12 protein-coding genes and 2 tRNA genes are annotated in these 13,848 nt (G+C 71.0%); 8 read left to right on the top strand and 6 right to left on the bottom strand.

Going from position 1 to position 13,848, the window contains the following annotated elements; genetic code table 11:
• Nucleotides 1–104 precede the first annotated feature (104 nt).
• The gene (locus ACIGXJ_RS16440) at nt 105–269 is read left to right on the top strand and encodes a hypothetical protein (protein ID WP_399645265.1); all 165 of its coding nucleotides are present in this window, start codon (nt 105–107) and stop codon (nt 267–269) included.
• 48 nt (nt 270–317) lie between these two features.
• Nucleotides 318–1,412, top strand: coding sequence for a PDZ domain-containing protein (locus tag ACIGXJ_RS16435; protein WP_399645263.1), 1,095 nt, complete (start codon nt 318–320; stop codon nt 1,410–1,412).
• A gap of 78 nt (nt 1,413–1,490) precedes the next feature.
• Here the strand turns inward: ACIGXJ_RS16435 and ACIGXJ_RS16430 are convergent, their stop codons facing one another.
• On the bottom strand, nt 1,491–2,036 hold the full coding sequence (locus ACIGXJ_RS16430; protein ID WP_399645261.1) for a PPA1309 family protein: 546 nt from the start codon (nt 2,034–2,036) through the stop codon (nt 1,491–1,493).
• A 164-nt stretch (nt 2,037–2,200) separates the two neighbouring features.
• On the opposite strand from ACIGXJ_RS16430, the gene ACIGXJ_RS16425 reads away from it, so the two are divergent.
• The 4 genes from ACIGXJ_RS16425 (at nt 2,201) to ACIGXJ_RS16410 (ending at nt 7,914) form a co-directional block, all read left to right on the top strand.
• A complete protein-coding gene (locus tag ACIGXJ_RS16425; protein ID WP_399645976.1) occupies nt 2,201–5,146 on the top strand; it encodes a UPF0182 family protein in 2,946 nt (981 codons plus the stop codon).
• A gap of 46 nt (nt 5,147–5,192) precedes the next feature.
• Nucleotides 5,193–5,266, top strand: a tRNA-Met gene (locus ACIGXJ_RS16420).
• Between the two features lie 228 nt (nt 5,267–5,494).
• Entirely contained in the window at nt 5,495–7,393 is a 1,899-nt protein-coding gene (locus tag ACIGXJ_RS16415; RefSeq protein ID WP_399645259.1) for a tetratricopeptide repeat protein, read from the top strand.
• Nucleotides 7,394–7,840: 447 nt separating this feature from the next.
• Nucleotides 7,841–7,914, top strand: a tRNA-Met gene (locus ACIGXJ_RS16410).
• A 128-nt stretch (nt 7,915–8,042) separates the two neighbouring features.
• Here ACIGXJ_RS16410 and ACIGXJ_RS16405 read toward each other — a convergent pair.
• Entirely contained in the window at nt 8,043–8,459 is a 417-nt protein-coding gene (locus ACIGXJ_RS16405) for a Fur family transcriptional regulator (RefSeq protein ID WP_399645257.1), read from the bottom strand.
• A gap of 144 nt (nt 8,460–8,603) precedes the next feature.
• On the opposite strand from ACIGXJ_RS16405, the gene ACIGXJ_RS16400 reads away from it, so the two are divergent.
• Complete coding sequence (locus ACIGXJ_RS16400; protein WP_399645255.1) at nt 8,604–10,055, top strand: catalase; 1,452 nt, start codon at nt 8,604–8,606, stop codon at nt 10,053–10,055.
• An 82-nt stretch (nt 10,056–10,137) separates the two neighbouring features.
• Here the strand turns inward: ACIGXJ_RS16400 and ACIGXJ_RS16395 are convergent, their stop codons facing one another.
• Complete coding sequence (locus tag ACIGXJ_RS16395; protein WP_399645253.1) at nt 10,138–10,530, bottom strand: cyclic nucleotide-binding/CBS domain-containing protein; 393 nt, start codon at nt 10,528–10,530, stop codon at nt 10,138–10,140.
• A gap of 152 nt (nt 10,531–10,682) precedes the next feature.
• Nucleotides 10,683–11,483 carry a histidinol-phosphatase gene (gene hisN, locus ACIGXJ_RS16390; RefSeq protein WP_399645251.1) on the bottom strand — a complete coding sequence of 267 codons (801 nt, stop codon included), beginning with the start codon at nt 11,481–11,483 and terminating at the stop codon, nt 10,683–10,685.
• Nucleotides 11,484–11,768: 285 nt separating this feature from the next.
• On the opposite strand from hisN, the gene ACIGXJ_RS16385 reads away from it, so the two are divergent.
• Nucleotides 11,769–12,410, top strand: a complete 642-nt coding sequence (locus ACIGXJ_RS16385) for a TetR/AcrR family transcriptional regulator (RefSeq protein WP_399645249.1) — start codon at nt 11,769–11,771, stop codon at nt 12,408–12,410.
• On the opposite strand, the gene ACIGXJ_RS16380 is transcribed toward ACIGXJ_RS16385, so the two are convergent.
• Nucleotides 12,376–12,699 carry a DMT family transporter gene (locus tag ACIGXJ_RS16380; protein WP_399645247.1) on the bottom strand — a complete coding sequence of 108 codons (324 nt, stop codon included), beginning with the start codon at nt 12,697–12,699 and terminating at the stop codon, nt 12,376–12,378. The two genes, ACIGXJ_RS16385 and ACIGXJ_RS16380, sit on opposite strands and share 35 nt — an antisense overlap.
• A 130-nt stretch (nt 12,700–12,829) precedes the next feature.
• Nucleotides 12,830–13,840 (bottom strand): ribosome small subunit-dependent GTPase A, encoded by a 1,011-nt coding sequence (gene rsgA, locus ACIGXJ_RS16375; protein ID WP_399645245.1) that lies wholly within the window; start codon nt 13,838–13,840, stop codon nt 12,830–12,832.
• Nucleotides 13,841–13,848: the final 8 nt, after the last annotated feature.

Raw genomic sequence — 13,848 nt, 5'->3', positions numbered from 1 at the left:
CCTCTCCGGTTGCGTAACCGCACCCCTGCCGTGAGCGTTGTCAGTGCGGATGTTTAATCTGCTGATCAGTCAGTTGCGGACGCTCAAGGGGTTGGGAGGTCGGCATGGCGGCGCTCGCCTGGTTGCTGATTCCGCTGTTGGCTGCGATCGGCGCCGGTCTGTGGGGCGGTTGGGCCAACCGGACGCGCAGGACACGCAGCGACGGTCCGGAGCTCGACGGGTACGCCCGTTTCCGCGCGGCCATGGAGAAGTCCCGCACCGGCGGCTGATCGCGGCCCTGACGGTGTTCCGACAGACTCGTCCCGTACTGTCGTGGCATGCCACGCCGCACCACGACGATGCTCGCGTCGACCCTGATGCTGATCGTGCTCCTGTGCGCGGGAGTGCTCATCAAAGTGCCCTACTCGGAGATGTCCCCGGGCCCCACGGTGAACACCCTGGGGCAGCACGACGGCGAGCCGGTGCTGCAGATCGCCGGCCGCAGGACCTATCCGACGACCGGCAACCTCAACATGACCACCGTCCGGGTCACCAGCGCCGACTACCGGATGAACCTGGTCGAGGCGGTCTACGGCTGGCTCGCGCACGACAACAAGATCGTGCCGCACGACACGCTGTACCCGGACGGCAAGACCGAGGAGGAGTCCACCCAGGAGAACGCGGAGGAGTTCAGCCAGTCCCAGGAGAGCGCCAAGGTCGCCGCCCTGAAGGAGCTGGACATCCCCGTGCAGTCCTGGGTGGTCGTCTCCACGGTCGTGAAGGACTCGCCGGCCGAGGGCTCCCTGCACGCCGGTGACGTGATCAAGGCCGTCGACGGCACGCCGGTCAAGCAGCCGGGGGACGTCGCCGAGCTGGTGACGAAGCACAAGCCGGGCGAGGACGTCGTGTTCACGATCGTGCCCGCGAAGGAGCAGGCCGCCGCGGAGAAGGAGCACCGCGCAGCGACCGGCGCCGAGGACATCACGATCACCACGGCGGCCTCCGACGACGACGGCGAGAAGCGCGCCATCGTCGGCATCTCGGCCGGCACCGACCACACCTTCCCGTTCACCATCGACATCAAGCTCGCCGACGTCGGCGGCCCCAGTGCCGGCCTGATGTTCGCGCTCGGCATCTACGACAAGCTCACCCCGGGCAGCCTGACGGGCGGCCAGTTCGTGGCCGGCACCGGCACCATCGACGACGACGGCAAGGTCGGCCCGATCGGCGGCATCGAGATGAAGACGGTCGGCGCCCGCGACAAGGGCGCGCGGTACTTCCTGACGCCCGCCGACAACTGCGCGGCCGCCGCCGGGGACACCCCGGACGGGCTGCGGCTGGTCAAGGTGGACACCATCGGCGACGCGCTCGACGCCCTGCGGGACATCCGCTCAGGGAAGGTCGACGACCTGCCGAAGTGCACCACCGGCTGAGCCGGACCCCGCTGTTCGAACGGCCGGGGGCGCCCCTGAAGCAGGGGCGCCCCCGGTGCCGTACGAACGTCCCGCCGCTCAGTCCTCGAAGGTCGCCGCCAGCGCGTCCGCCAGGCCCGGCACCAGGTCGGGGCCGGTCAGCACCTCGGTCGGCGAGTCCTTCTCGCGCAGCCGCAGCGCCGACTCGCGGGCCCCGTCGCGCAGCACAGCGACCGTCATGCGGACCTCCTGGCGCTCGGGGTGCTCGGCCACCCACTTCGCCAGCTGGGCCTCGCCGAGACCCTGCGGAACCTGAGCCTCCGCGGACGGCGGCAGCATCAGCCGCTCCACGGTCAGGGCGCAGCCGGCCACCGCGTCGGGCCAGGCGATGGTGCCGAGGAACTCGTCGAGCGCCTTGTCCGTCGGAATCTCGTCCTGCTCGATCGGGGTGAGACCGGTGGGGGTCTCCGGCTCGTCCCCGAGGCCGAGCTGCGCCGCGAGAGCGGGCTCCTGGGCCCGCAGCCGAGCGGTGTCTACGAGGGCGAAGAGGCGGGCGGGCTGGTCCCAGCCGAGGCCGGAGGCGTACTCGTCGATCTCGAGCACGGCCCGGGTGAGCGGGCTCGCCGCCATGGGAGTGTTGGACATGGTCACAATCCTGCCTGGTTCCTGCCCCGAATCGGGAACCGAGTAAAGCGTGAGTAAGTTGCATAGGTGTGGGCCTACGATCACGGGGCCCGACCGAGGGCCCGCGAACCCGGGGGCCTGACGGACCAACAGCGAACTTCGAGGTGCGCACCTTGGCTTTCCAGATGCCGGACCGCGGCGGAGGCCCGACGGGGCCACGGATCAGAGTGGGCCGCCCGTCCCGGCGTGTCCGGACCCTGCTCATGACACTGGGTGTGCTTGCCGTACTCGGCATGGCGTTCACCATGTTCGCGGGCTTCTGGACGGACTGGCTCTGGTACCGGTCGGTGAACTACTCGTCCGTCTTCACCACCACGCTGTCCACGAAGATCGGGCTGTTCTTCGTCTTCGGCCTGCTCATGGCACTCGCGGTCGGCTTCAACATCTGGCTGGCCCACCGGCTGCGGCCGCCGCTGAGCGCGATGTCGATGGAACAGCAGAGCCTCGACCGCTACCGGATGGGCATCGCCCCCTACAAGAAGTGGCTGCTGCTCGCGATCACCGCCCTGGTGGGCCTGATCGCCGGCGCGTCCGCCTCCGGCCAGTGGCGGACCTGGCTGATGTGGGTCAACGGCGTGTCCTTCGGCCAGAAGGACCCCCAGTTCCACCTGGACGTCTCCTTCTACGCCTTCGACCTGCCCTGGTACCGCTTCCTGCTGGGCTTCGGCTTCGCCGCCGCGATCCTGTCGCTGATCGCGGCCACGCTCACGCACTACCTGTACGGCGGGCTGCGCGTGACCAGCCCCGGCGCGCGCGCCACCGCCGCGGCCACCGGGCATCTGTCCGTGCTGCTCGGCATCTTCGTCGCGCTGAAGGCGGTCGCGTACTGGCTCGACCGGTACGGCCTGGCCGTGAAGTCCAGCGACTTCAAGGCCACCGACAACTGGACCGGCCTGCGGTACGTCGACGCCAACGCCTATCTGCCGGCCAAGACGATCCTGTTCTGCATCGCCGTCATCTGCGCCCTGCTGTTCTTCGCCACCCTGTGGCGGCGGACCTGGCAGCTGCCGGTGATCGGCTTCGGCCTGATGGTGCTCTCCGCGATCCTCATCGGCGGCCTGTACCCGGCGATCGTCCAGAAGTTCCAGGTCCAGCCCAACGAGCAGGCCAAGGAAGCCCCGTACGTCGAGAAGAACCTCAAGGCGACGCGCGAGGCCTACGGCATCGACGGCGCCCAGGTCACCGACTACACGGGCAAGAGCCGGACCGAGGACAAGACGAAGCTGCGCGACGACGTCGACGCCACGGCCAGCATCCGCATCCTGGACCCGAACATCGTCTCGCCGACGTTCCAGCAGCTCCAGCAGATGCGGAAGTACTACGCCTTCCCCAACAACCTGGACGTGGACCGCTACAACGACAAGGGCACCGACCAGGACACCGTCATCGGTCTGCGTGAGCTGAACCTCGGCGGCGTGGACAAGCAGAACTGGATCAACAACCACTTCCGCTACACCCACGGCTACGGCGTGGTCGCCGCCAAGGGCACCACCGCCGACGCCGAGGGCCGCCCGGTCTTCACCGAGTCCGACCTGCCGTCCCAGGGCGACCTGCCCCGGTACCAGCAGCGCATCTACTACGGCGAGAAGACCGACACGTACTCCATCGTCGGCGGTCCCCAGAAGGAGATCGACTACTCCGACGACAGCGGCGAGAAGACGTACAGCTACGAGGGCAAGAGCGGCGTCAACCTCTCCAACCCGCTCAACCGCGCGGCGTACGCGGTGGCGTTCAGCGAGCCGCAGATCCTGTACTCGGGTGCCATCGGCGAGGGTTCGCGGATCCTGTACAACCGCACGCCGAAGGACCGGGTCGAGGCGGTCGCCCCGTGGCTGACCATCGACGGCGACGCCTACCCGGCGGTCGTGGGGGGCCGGATCCAGTGGATCGTCGACGCCTACACCACCACCAACGGCTACCCGTACGCCTCCCGTACGACCCTCGGTGACACCACGGCCGACTCGCTGACCGCGACGAACAACTCCCGCGCGGTGGTGGCCCAGCAGAACCAGGTCAACTACATCCGCAACTCGGTGAAGGCGACCGTCGACGCGTACACCGGCGAGGTCAAGCTCTACCAGTGGGACACCGAGGACCCGGTCCTGAGGACCTGGATGAAGGCGTTCCCCGACACGGTCGAGCCCAAGAGCGCCATCTCGCAGGACCTGATGGCCCATCTGCGGTACCCGCAGGACCTGTTCAAGGTCCAGCGCGAGCTGCTCGCCCGCTATCACGTGGACGACGCCGACACCTTCCTCAGCGGCAGCGAGGTGTGGCAGGTGCCGGACGACCCGACCAACAAGGCGGGCGACGCGGTGCCTCCGTACTACCTCAGCATGAAGATGCCCGACCAGAAGGAACAGGCGTTCTCGCTGACGACGACGTTCACGCCCAACGGACGTGACAACCTCGCCGCGTTCATGGCGGTCGACGCCGAGGCCGGCACCAGCGGCTACGGCAAGATCAGAATCCTGAAGCTGCCGACGAGCACCACCGTCGACGGGCCCAAGCAGGTGCAGAGCCAGTTCAACTCCGAACAGGACATCGCCGAGTCGATCAGGCTCCTCAGAGGCGGCGACTCCGAGGTCGAGTACGGCAACCTGCTGACGGTCCCGCTGGACGGCGGACTGCTCTACGTCGAGCCGGTCTACGTCCGCGGTGGCGGGCTGAAGTACCCGCTGCTGCGCAAGGTGCTGGTGACCTACGGCGGTCAGACGGCGTTCGAGGACACCCTCGACGAGGCGCTCAACAAGGTGTTTGGTGCGGAGAGTTCGACGCCTCGGCCGCCGGACGAGGGCGACGGCGACACGACCAAGCCGCCGACCTCCAGGAATCCCACGGTCCAGCAGGCGCTGGACGACGCACAGAAGGCCTTCGACGCGGGCCAGGAGGCCCTGAAGAAGGGTGACTGGGAGGCGTACGGCCGGGCGCAGAAGGACCTCGAGGACGCGCTCCAGCGTGCGGAGGAGGCGCAGTCCAAGGCGGGCTCGGGCAGTGGCGCCGGGAGCAGCCCGAGTCCCAGCGGCAGTCCCCGTCCGAGTGAGAGCCCGCGGGGGTCGGCCGACGGCTGACCGGCTGGGACCCACCTCGCGCCGTGATACGGTTGCAGAACAACGGCGCGGGGTGGAGCAGCTCGGTAGCTCGCTGGGCTCATAACCCAGAGGTCGCAGGTTCAAATCCTGTCCCCGCTACTGAAGTCGACGGTTCGCCGTACGACAGCGAAGGCCCGGATCCTCAACAGGATCCGGGCCTTCGTGGTGTGCGAACGCATGTGCCGGTGCGCCGGGATCGTCGTGCCGCGGTGGGGAGTTGGGCGAACTGTGTTTGACTTGTCTCTCTGTGGGCATGTCGACAAAACGCTGAAGTGACCTCACGGACTGCGGTATACCGGGTGTACCCAGGTTGCAGGTGGTGCGACGATGGACGTTATGGGGGACAAGGCAACTCTGTGGGAGACAGGGCGTTTTGTGCAGCCTTCCGGCCGTGAGGAACCCAGCCCCGCACGGGACGAAACGGGCGAGGCGGTCGAGGAGGCCCAGCACCGGATCGCCGCCGAGGCCGGCGACGTCGAGGCCATGAGCGTCCTCGGGGCCATGCTGCTGCGCCGCGGTGATCTCGACGGAGCCGAGCCCCATCTGCGCGCCGCCACCGCCGCGGGCGACCGGGCCGCCGCCAACAACCTGGGAGTCCTCCTCCACCAGCGCGGTTACGCGGACGAGGCCGCCGGGTGGTGGCGGATCGCCGCCGTCGCCGGGTCCGCGCCCGCCGCGCACGCGCTGGGCCGGCACCACCGGGAGCGCGGGGACGAGCCCGCCGCCGAGTACTGGCTGCGCCAGGCCGCCGAACAGGGCCACACCCTGGGCGCGTACGCGCTCGCCGATCTGCTGGAGCACCGCGGGGACGCCGGCGCCGAGAAATGGATGCGGGTGGCGGCCGACCGCGGACACCGGGAGGCCGCGTACCGGCTGGCCAGAGCGCTTGACCGCAAGAGCGCGCCCGAGGGGGAGGCCGGGGCGGACAACGGTGTCACGACGGGCAGTTTCCGTACGGACACGATCGAGGGCACCGCCGCGGCCTCGTGCGGTGTCCCGGCGGACTCCTCCGTGGGCGCCTCCGCGGAGGCCGAGCAGTGGTACCGGCAGGCCGCCGCGCGCGGGCACCGGCGGGCCGCGCTGCACCTCGGCGCGATCCTGGAGCGGCGGGGCGAGCTCAAGGAGGCGGGGCGCTGGTACCTGACCTCCGCCAAGGACGGCGAGCCGCGGGCCGCCTGCGCGCTCGGCTTCCTGCTGCGGGACGCCGGGGACACCGAGAGCGCCGCCGTGTGGTGGCTGCGGGCCGCGCAGGACGGCGACGGCAACGCGGCCAACGCGCTGGGCGCGCTGCACGCCGAGCGCGGCGAGACACAGACGGCCGAGCGGTGGTACCGGGCCGCGATGGACGCGGGCGATGTGAACGGGGCGTACAACCTCGGGCTGCTCTGCGCCGAGCAGGGCAGGATCGCGCAGGCCGAGCAGTGGTACCGGCGCGCGGCGTACGCCGGGCACCGGGAGGCGGCGAACGCGCTGGCCGTCCTGCTGCTCCAGGGCAGCGACCCCACGGGGGCGGAGCCGTGGTTCTCCAAGGCCGCGGAGGCCGGGAGCGTGGACGCCGCGTTCAATCTCGGCATCCTGTACGCCGGGCGCGGCGAGGAGGAGACGGCGCTGCGCTGGTACGAGCGGGCCGCGGCCGCCGGGCACACCGAGGCGGCGCTGCAGGTCGGGATCGCCCGGCTGCGGGAGGGCGACGAGCAGGAGGCCGAGCGGCATCTGCGGTGCGCGGCGGGCGGGGGCAGTGCGGAGGGCGCCTACCGGCTGGCCACGCTGCTGGACGCGCGGCGGCCGCCGGTCGCCACGCATGAGCTGGGCGAGCCGGTGCGGGAGCGGACCGAGTGCGAGGAGTGGTACGAGCGGGCCGCCATCCAGGGGCATCGGCGGGCTCAGGTGCGGGTCGGGATGCTGGCGGCCTCGCGGGGCGATGTCGTCGAGGCGGCGCGCTGGTACCGGGCGGCCGCGGAGGCCGGGTCGCGGAACGGGGCGTTCAATCTCGGGCTGCTGCTGGCCCGGGAGGGGAGCGAGCCGGAGGCCGCCGTGTGGTGGACGCGGGCGGCTGACGCCGGGCATGGTCGGGCGGCGTTGCGGCTCGCCCTTGTCTACGCGCGTCGCGGGGAGCTTGCGGAGGGGCAGCGGTGGGCCGACCGGGCGGTGTCCCTGGGGCCGGCGGAGGTCGCGGAGCGGGCGGCGCGGCTGAGGGACGCGCTGCGGGAGGAGCTGTCCGCGTGAGCGGGGGCCGGTGAGTGGCTGGGCTGAGCTGGGCCAAAGCTGGCCGAGCAGGGCAGGGCTGCGTTGAGCAGGGCAGGGCTGCGTTGAGCTGGACAGGGCTGCGTTGAGCTGGGCAGGGCTGCGTTGAGCTGGGCCCCGCTGTCAGGTGGGGCTTGGCGCGGCTGAGGGCGGGGCGTGGGCGCGACTCGGCGCTACGAGGCGCCTCCCCCAGAGGGGGGACCCCCAGCCCACCCGTGCCGCCCCGGCGGCACGATCGCCCGCAGCTGGGGCGGCGTGGCGGGTGTGCCCGCAGCCGAGGCGCGGTGCTGGGGCGGCAGGTGTGCCCCGGCGAAGGCGCAGGTGTTGCGGTCGCGGGCGCCCGCGGCTGGAGCGGCAGGGCGTCCGCAGGCCGGTCATGTAATGGATTTGCCTCCGTACGCCGTCTTGACGTAGTGTTCCATTCATCGACGCGGGGTGGAGCAGCTCGGTAGCTCGCTGGGCTCATAACCCAGAGGTCGCAGGTTCAAATCCTGTCCCCGCTACTGAAGGCCGAGGGCCGGAATCCGGAAGGGTTCCGACCCTCGGCCGTTCGTGTGCCCAGGCGCGGCGACCGGCATGAAGAAGGCCCTGGCCGGATGGCCAGGGCCTTTCTGTGTTCATGTGCCGCGGGTCACGCCTTGGCGCAGTCCGGGCAGAGGCCCCGGTAGGTGACCTCGACGTCCGAGACCGTGAAGCCGAAGCGTTCGGAGTCGGGGAGGTCGGCGAGGGGATTGCCGGCGGGGTGGACGTCGCGGATGGCGCCGCACTGGGCGCAGACCAGGTGGTGGTGCGGGCGGTGGGCGTTCGGGTCGTAGCGCTTGGCGCGCTTGTCCGTGGACACCTCCAGCACCTCGCCGAGGGAGACCAGCTCGCCGAGGGTGTTGTAGACGGTCGCGCGGGAGATCTCCGGCAGCCGCGTCACCGCGCGCGCATGGACCTCGTCGGCCGTCAGATGGACGTGTTCGCCGTCCAGGACCTCGGCCACGACACGACGCTGCGCGGTCATCCGCCAACCGCGTCCGCGCAGCCGCTCAAGAAGGTCACTCATGGCACCAGCCTAACAGGGAGCCGGACCAGGCCACGACCCGGTGTGAAGTTAGATCCTTATTTGACCTAGACCTTGTCCAATGTAGGATCGGGAACGGCTTTGACCGAGGGACAGGACAGGCAGGAAATGGCGCAGGAGACCCACGTGACTCAGGGACCGCTTACGACGGAGGCCGGTGCTCCGGTCGCCGACAACCAGAACAGCGAGACGGCGGGTGCCGGGGGCCCGGTCCTCGTGCAGGACCAGCTCCTGCTGGAGAAGCTCGCGCACTTCAACCGCGAGCGCATCCCGGAGCGGGTGGTGCACGCCCGGGGCGCGGGAGCGTACGGCACCTTCACCGTGACCGCCGACGTCACGCCGTACACGCGGGCCGCCTTCCTCTCCGAGGTCGGCAAGCAGACCGAGGTGTTCCTGCGCTTCTCGACCGTGGCCGGCAACCTCGGCGCGGCGGACGCGGTGCGCGACCCGCGCGGCTTCGCGGTGAAGTTCTACACCGAGGAGGGCAACTACGACCTCGTCGGCAACAACACCCCGGTGTTCTTCATCAAGGACGCCATCAAGTTCCCCGACTTCATCCACACCCAGAAGCGCGACCCGTACACGGGCAGCCAGGAGGCGGACAACGTCTGGGACTTCTGGAGCCTGAGCCCCGAGTCCACGCACCAGGTGACCTGGCTGTTCGGCGACCGCGGCATCCCGGCGTCGTACCGGCACATGGACGGTTTCGGCTCGCACACCTTCCAGTGGAACAACGAGGCCGGCGAGGTCTTCTGGGTCAAGTACCACTTCAAGACCGACCAGGGCATCAAGAACCTGACCGCCGAGGAGGCCGAGGTCCTCGCGGGCAAGGACCCCGACTCGCACCAGCGCGACCTGCGCGAGGCCATCGAGCGGGGCGAGTTCCCGAGCTGGACCGTGGGTGTGCAGATCATGCCGGCCGCGGACGCGGCGACGTACCGCTTCAACCCGTTCGACCTGACCAAGGTGTGGCCGCACGCGGACTACCCGGTCGTCGAGATCGGCAGGCTGGAGCTCAACCGCAATCCGCGCAACATCTTCGCCGAGGTCGAGCAGTCCGTCTTCTCGCCCGCGCACTTCGTGCCCGGCATCGGCCCGTCGCCCGACAAGATGCTCCAGGGGCGGCTGTTCGCGTACGGCGACGCGCACCGCTACCGCGTCGGCATCAACGCCGACCACCTGCCGGTGAACCGTCCGCACGCCACCGAGGCGCGCACCAACTCCCGTGACGGCCACCTGTACGACGGCCGGCACGGCGGCGCCAAGAACTACGAGCCCAACAGCTTCGGCGGTCCGCAGCAGACCGGTCGCCCGCTGTGGGCGCCGCTCTCCGTCGGCGGGGTCACCGGTGACCACGTCGCGCCCGTGCACGCCGAGGACGACGACTTCGTCCAGGCGGGCAACCTCTACCGACTGATGGCCGAGGACGAGAAGGAGCGCCTGGTCGCCAACCTCGCGGGGGCTATGGCCGGGGTCTCGCGCGACGACATCGTCGAGCGGGCGATCGGCAACTTCCGCAACGCGGACGAGGACTTCGGCAAGCGGCTGGAGGCCGCGGTCCAGGCCCTGCGCGGCTGACACCGGCACTGGATCGCCTGCCGAGGAGCGGGCCGGACCCCCGACAGGGAGGCCCGGCCCGCTCGCGTGTGCCGGGGTCGGGTCAGGCGGGCACCTGCTGTCGCGCCGGTACCCAGCAGCGGATGATGTCGCGGACCGAGACGACCCCCGCGGGGCCGCCCTCGTCCAGCACGATCAGATGCCGGAAGCCGCCGTGCGTCATGGCGCCCGCCGCCTCCTCCAGCGTCCAGGACGGCGTGGCGAACACGACGTCGGTGGTGGTGTGGTCGTGGGCGCGTTCGGCGTCGGGGTCCTGCCCGAGGCCGAGGGAGTTGAGGATGTCGCGTTCGGTGAGGATGCCGAGTCCGCCGGCGTCGGGGTCGAGGACCACGGCCGCGCCCACCCGGCGGGCGGACATGAGGGCGGCGGCCTGACGAAGGGTGTGGTTGGGGCCGATGGTGAGGACCATCGTGCTCATGGCGTCACGGACGAGCATGGGCTGAGCCACCTCCTGGGAGTGTCCCGCCCCCCTTGTTCATGGATTCACAAGTTCACAAGTGGGGGGACTCTCAGAGTGGCAGGCAAAGAACGGGTCAACAAGGGGGCGCGTGCCGTCCTTTGACGGCGCGTGAGGCAGTACGGCGTGTTTCAGGTGCGCCGGTCGAGGTGGTCGAGCAGTTCGTCGTGGAGGAGGCCGTTCGACGCGGCCGCGTTGCCGCTGTGCGGGCCCGGGCGGCCGTCGAGGCCGGTGAACGTGCCGCCCGCCTCGGTCACGACGATCGCGTTGGCCGCCATGTCCCACAGGGACAGCTCCGGCTCCGCGCAGATGTCCACGGAGCCCTCGGCGACCATCATGTACGGCCAGAAGTCACCGTACGCGCGCGTGCGCCAGACCTCGCGGGTCAGGTCCAGGAACCCGGCCAGGCGGCCCTGCTCCTCCCAGCCGGAGAGCGAGGAGTACGCGAAAGAGGCGTCGGAGAGCTCGGAGACGCCCGAGACGTGGATACGGGTCGCGCTCGACAGGCTGCGGCCGGTGTACGAGCCGTGGCCCTTCGCGGCCCACCAGCGGCGGCCGAGCGCCGGGGCGGAGACGAGGCCGACGACGGGCTGGTAGCCGCCCTCGCCGGCCTCCATCAGGGAGATGAGCGTGGCCCAGACCGGGACGCCGCGGACGTAGTTCTTCGTGCCGTCGATCGGGTCGATCACCCAGCGGCGGGGACCCGTGCCCTCGATGCCGTACTCCTCGCCGAGGATCGCGTCCCTCGGGCGGGCCCGCTGCAGCTGGCCGCGGATCAGTTCCTCCGCCGCCTTGTCCGCCTCGCTCACCGGGGTCATGTCCGGCTTCGTCTCGACCTTGAGGTCGAGGGCCTTGAAGCGGGCCATGGTCGCGGCGTCTGCCGCGTCCGCGAGGACGTGGGCGAGGCGGAGGTCGTCGAGGTAGTCCGGCATGGACGAACCGTATCCGGCGCGGTCCGTACGGTGCCAGCGGGGCCGGAGTGTGGACAGGGGGCCGGAGTACGGACAGGGGGAGGGGGCCGGGCCGGAGGCGGCGCACACGGGCGCGGGGGAACCGCGCGACCAGCCGACGACCAGCCGACGACCAGCCGGCGACCGGTCGGCGACGGTCCGCGGACGGACGGCGAAGGCGAGCACCGCGTACCCCTGCCGCACCCCCTTGACAGTGCCCCCGTCCCCGTCAACTCTGAACCGCAGAGCCGGTCTCCCCGGGAGGCGATGATGCCTGCAGCGCGGGAATCTCTGCTGGACGCCGCTTTCGCGGCGCTGGCCCGCAGGCCGTGGGCCGCGGTGCGGATGGTGGACGTGGCGGCGGCCGCCGGGGTGTCCCGGCAGACGCTGTACAACGAGTTCGGCAGCAAGGACGGCCTGGCCCGGGCGCTGGTGCGCAGGGAGGCCGACGGTTATCTCGCGGGAGTCGACCGCGCCCTCGCCACGGCGCAGGACCCCCGCGGCAAGCTCACCGCGGCCGCGGAGTGGACCACCGCGCTCGCCCGGGAGAACGCGCTGGTACGCGCCATGCTCACCGGATGCTGGAGCGAGCGGCTGCCCGCGCCCGCGACCGCCGCGCTCGCCTCCTCCTCGGCCGTGCCCGCCCAGCGCAGGGCGGACCGGCCGCTGCCCGCGCCCGCCGACTTCGTCGCCCTCGTCCGCGACCGGGCGGTGGCCGCCCTCGACGCCGAGGAGTCCCCCGACGTGGCCCGCTCCTGCGAGCTCGCCGTCCGGCTCGCCCTGTCCTGCGTCGCCGCCCCGCCCGGGGACGGCGGGGTCGCCGATCTCGTACGCGGCGTCCTGGACACCGTACGAGCGGGAGGGGGGAAGCCGCCTAGTGCGCCGAACCCGACAGCTGCAGACCGATGACCCCCGCGATCACCAGGCAGATCGACACGATCTTCAGGGTGGAGACCACGTCGCCGAGGAAGACCATGCCGTAGATCGCGGTGCCCGCCGCGCCGATGCCGGTCCACACCGCGTACGCCGGGCCCACGTCGAGCTTGCGCAGGGAGAGGGTGAGCAGGCCGAAGCTGCCGAGGGCGAAGACGGCGAAGGCGATGGTCGGCCAGAGCCGGGTGAAGCCGTGGGACAGCTTCAGACAGACGGCGAAGCCGGTTTCGAGCAGCCCTGCCACGACGACCAGCAGCCACGCCATGTGCCCGTCCTCCCGTAACTCCACGCACTGTGGTGCTCAGTGACCGCTTGTCAGGCTTTACCCGCTCTTGGGACCCGGCTTTTGTGATTATGCCCCTACCGTGCCCACGGGGCGCCGAACAACGCGGGAGTCAGTCGCCTTCCGTGCGTTCCCGGGTGGCGAGCAGCCGGCGCAGGGAGTACAGCCGGGCCGGGTCGGCGTGGCCCTCGGCGACCCACTGGTCCAGCGCGCAGTCCGGCTCGTCGTGGCTGCACGCGCGAGGGCAGCCCTCCGTGCCGCCCTCCAGGTCGGGGAAGGCGTGGATGACCCGGGACGGGTCGACGTGGGCGAGGCCGAAGGACCGTACGCCGGGGGTGTCGATCACCCAGCCGTCCGCGTCGGCGAGCGGCAGGGCGAGCGCCGAGGTGGTGGTGTGGCGGCCGCGGCCCGTCACCGCGTTGACATGCCCGGTCAGGCGCCTGCGCTCCTGCGGGACCAGCGCGTTCACCAGGGTCGTCTTGCCCACGCCCGAGTGGCCGACGAAGGCCGTCGCCTTGCCGGCCAGGTGCTCGCGCACCCGGTCCGCCGCGCCACCCGTCTCCAGCTCCTCGCGGCTGGTGACGACGTACGGGATGTCGAGCGCGCCGTAGAGCTCGAGCAGCTTGTCCGGCGGGGCGAGGTCCGACTTGGTCATCACCAGCAGCGGGGTGAGACCGCCGTCGAACGCCGCGACGAGACAGCGGTCGATCAGCCGCGGGCGGGGTTCCGGGTCGGCCAGGGCCGTGACGATCGCCAGCTGGTCGGCGTTGGCGACGACCACCCGCTCGAACGGGTCGTCGTCGTCGGCGGTGCGGCGCAGCACCGAGGAGCGCTCCTCGATGCGGACGATCCGCGCGAGCGTGTCCTTCTTGCCGGACAGGTCGCCGACCAGCGCGACCCGGTCGCCGACCACGGCGGCCTTGCGGCCCAGTTCGCGGGCCTTCATGGCGGTCACGGGCCGGTCGTCGACCAGGCAGGTCAGCCGGCCCCGGTCGACGGTGAGGACCATGCCCTCGGCGGCGTCCTCGTGCTTGGGCCGGATGCTGGTCCGCGGCCGGTTGCCCTTGCGGTTGGGACGCTGGCGGATGTCGTCCTCGTCGGTGTGCTTGCCGTAGCGGCGCATGGTGTTTT

The sequence above is a fragment of the Streptomyces sp. NPDC053367 genome, from assembly GCF_044545925.1.
Lineage (GTDB): Bacteria > Actinomycetota > Actinomycetes > Streptomycetales > Streptomycetaceae > Streptomyces.
This window is presented reverse-complemented; position numbering and strand designations above follow the sequence as displayed.

What these genes read in the sequence shown, in the direction of transcription:
- ACIGXJ_RS16430 (WP_399645261.1), bottom strand. Translation starts at nt 2,036, where the DNA reads ATGTCCAACACTCCCATGGCGGCGAGCCCGCTCACCCGGGCCGTGCTC.
- ACIGXJ_RS16385 (WP_399645249.1), top strand. Translation starts at nt 11,769, where the DNA reads ATGATGCCTGCAGCGCGGGAATCTCTGCTGGACGCCGCTTTCGCGGCG.
- ACIGXJ_RS16380 (WP_399645247.1), bottom strand. Translation starts at nt 12,699, where the DNA reads ATGGCGTGGCTGCTGGTCGTCGTGGCAGGGCTGCTCGAAACCGGCTTC.
- hisN (WP_399645251.1), bottom strand. Translation starts at nt 11,483, where the DNA reads ATGCCGGACTACCTCGACGACCTCCGCCTCGCCCACGTCCTCGCGGAC.
- ACIGXJ_RS16395 (WP_399645253.1), bottom strand. Translation starts at nt 10,530, where the DNA reads ATGCTCGTCCGTGACGCCATGAGCACGATGGTCCTCACCATCGGCCCC.
- rsgA (WP_399645245.1), bottom strand. Translation starts at nt 13,840, where the DNA reads ATGCGCCGCTACGGCAAGCACACCGACGAGGACGACATCCGCCAGCGT.
- ACIGXJ_RS16415 (WP_399645259.1), top strand. Translation starts at nt 5,495, where the DNA reads ATGGACGTTATGGGGGACAAGGCAACTCTGTGGGAGACAGGGCGTTTT.
- ACIGXJ_RS16425 (WP_399645976.1), top strand. Translation starts at nt 2,201, where the DNA reads ATGCCGGACCGCGGCGGAGGCCCGACGGGGCCACGGATCAGAGTGGGC.
- ACIGXJ_RS16435 (WP_399645263.1), top strand. Translation starts at nt 318, where the DNA reads ATGCCACGCCGCACCACGACGATGCTCGCGTCGACCCTGATGCTGATC.
- ACIGXJ_RS16405 (WP_399645257.1), bottom strand. Translation starts at nt 8,459, where the DNA reads ATGAGTGACCTTCTTGAGCGGCTGCGCGGACGCGGTTGGCGGATGACC.
- ACIGXJ_RS16440 (WP_399645265.1), top strand. Translation starts at nt 105, where the DNA reads ATGGCGGCGCTCGCCTGGTTGCTGATTCCGCTGTTGGCTGCGATCGGC.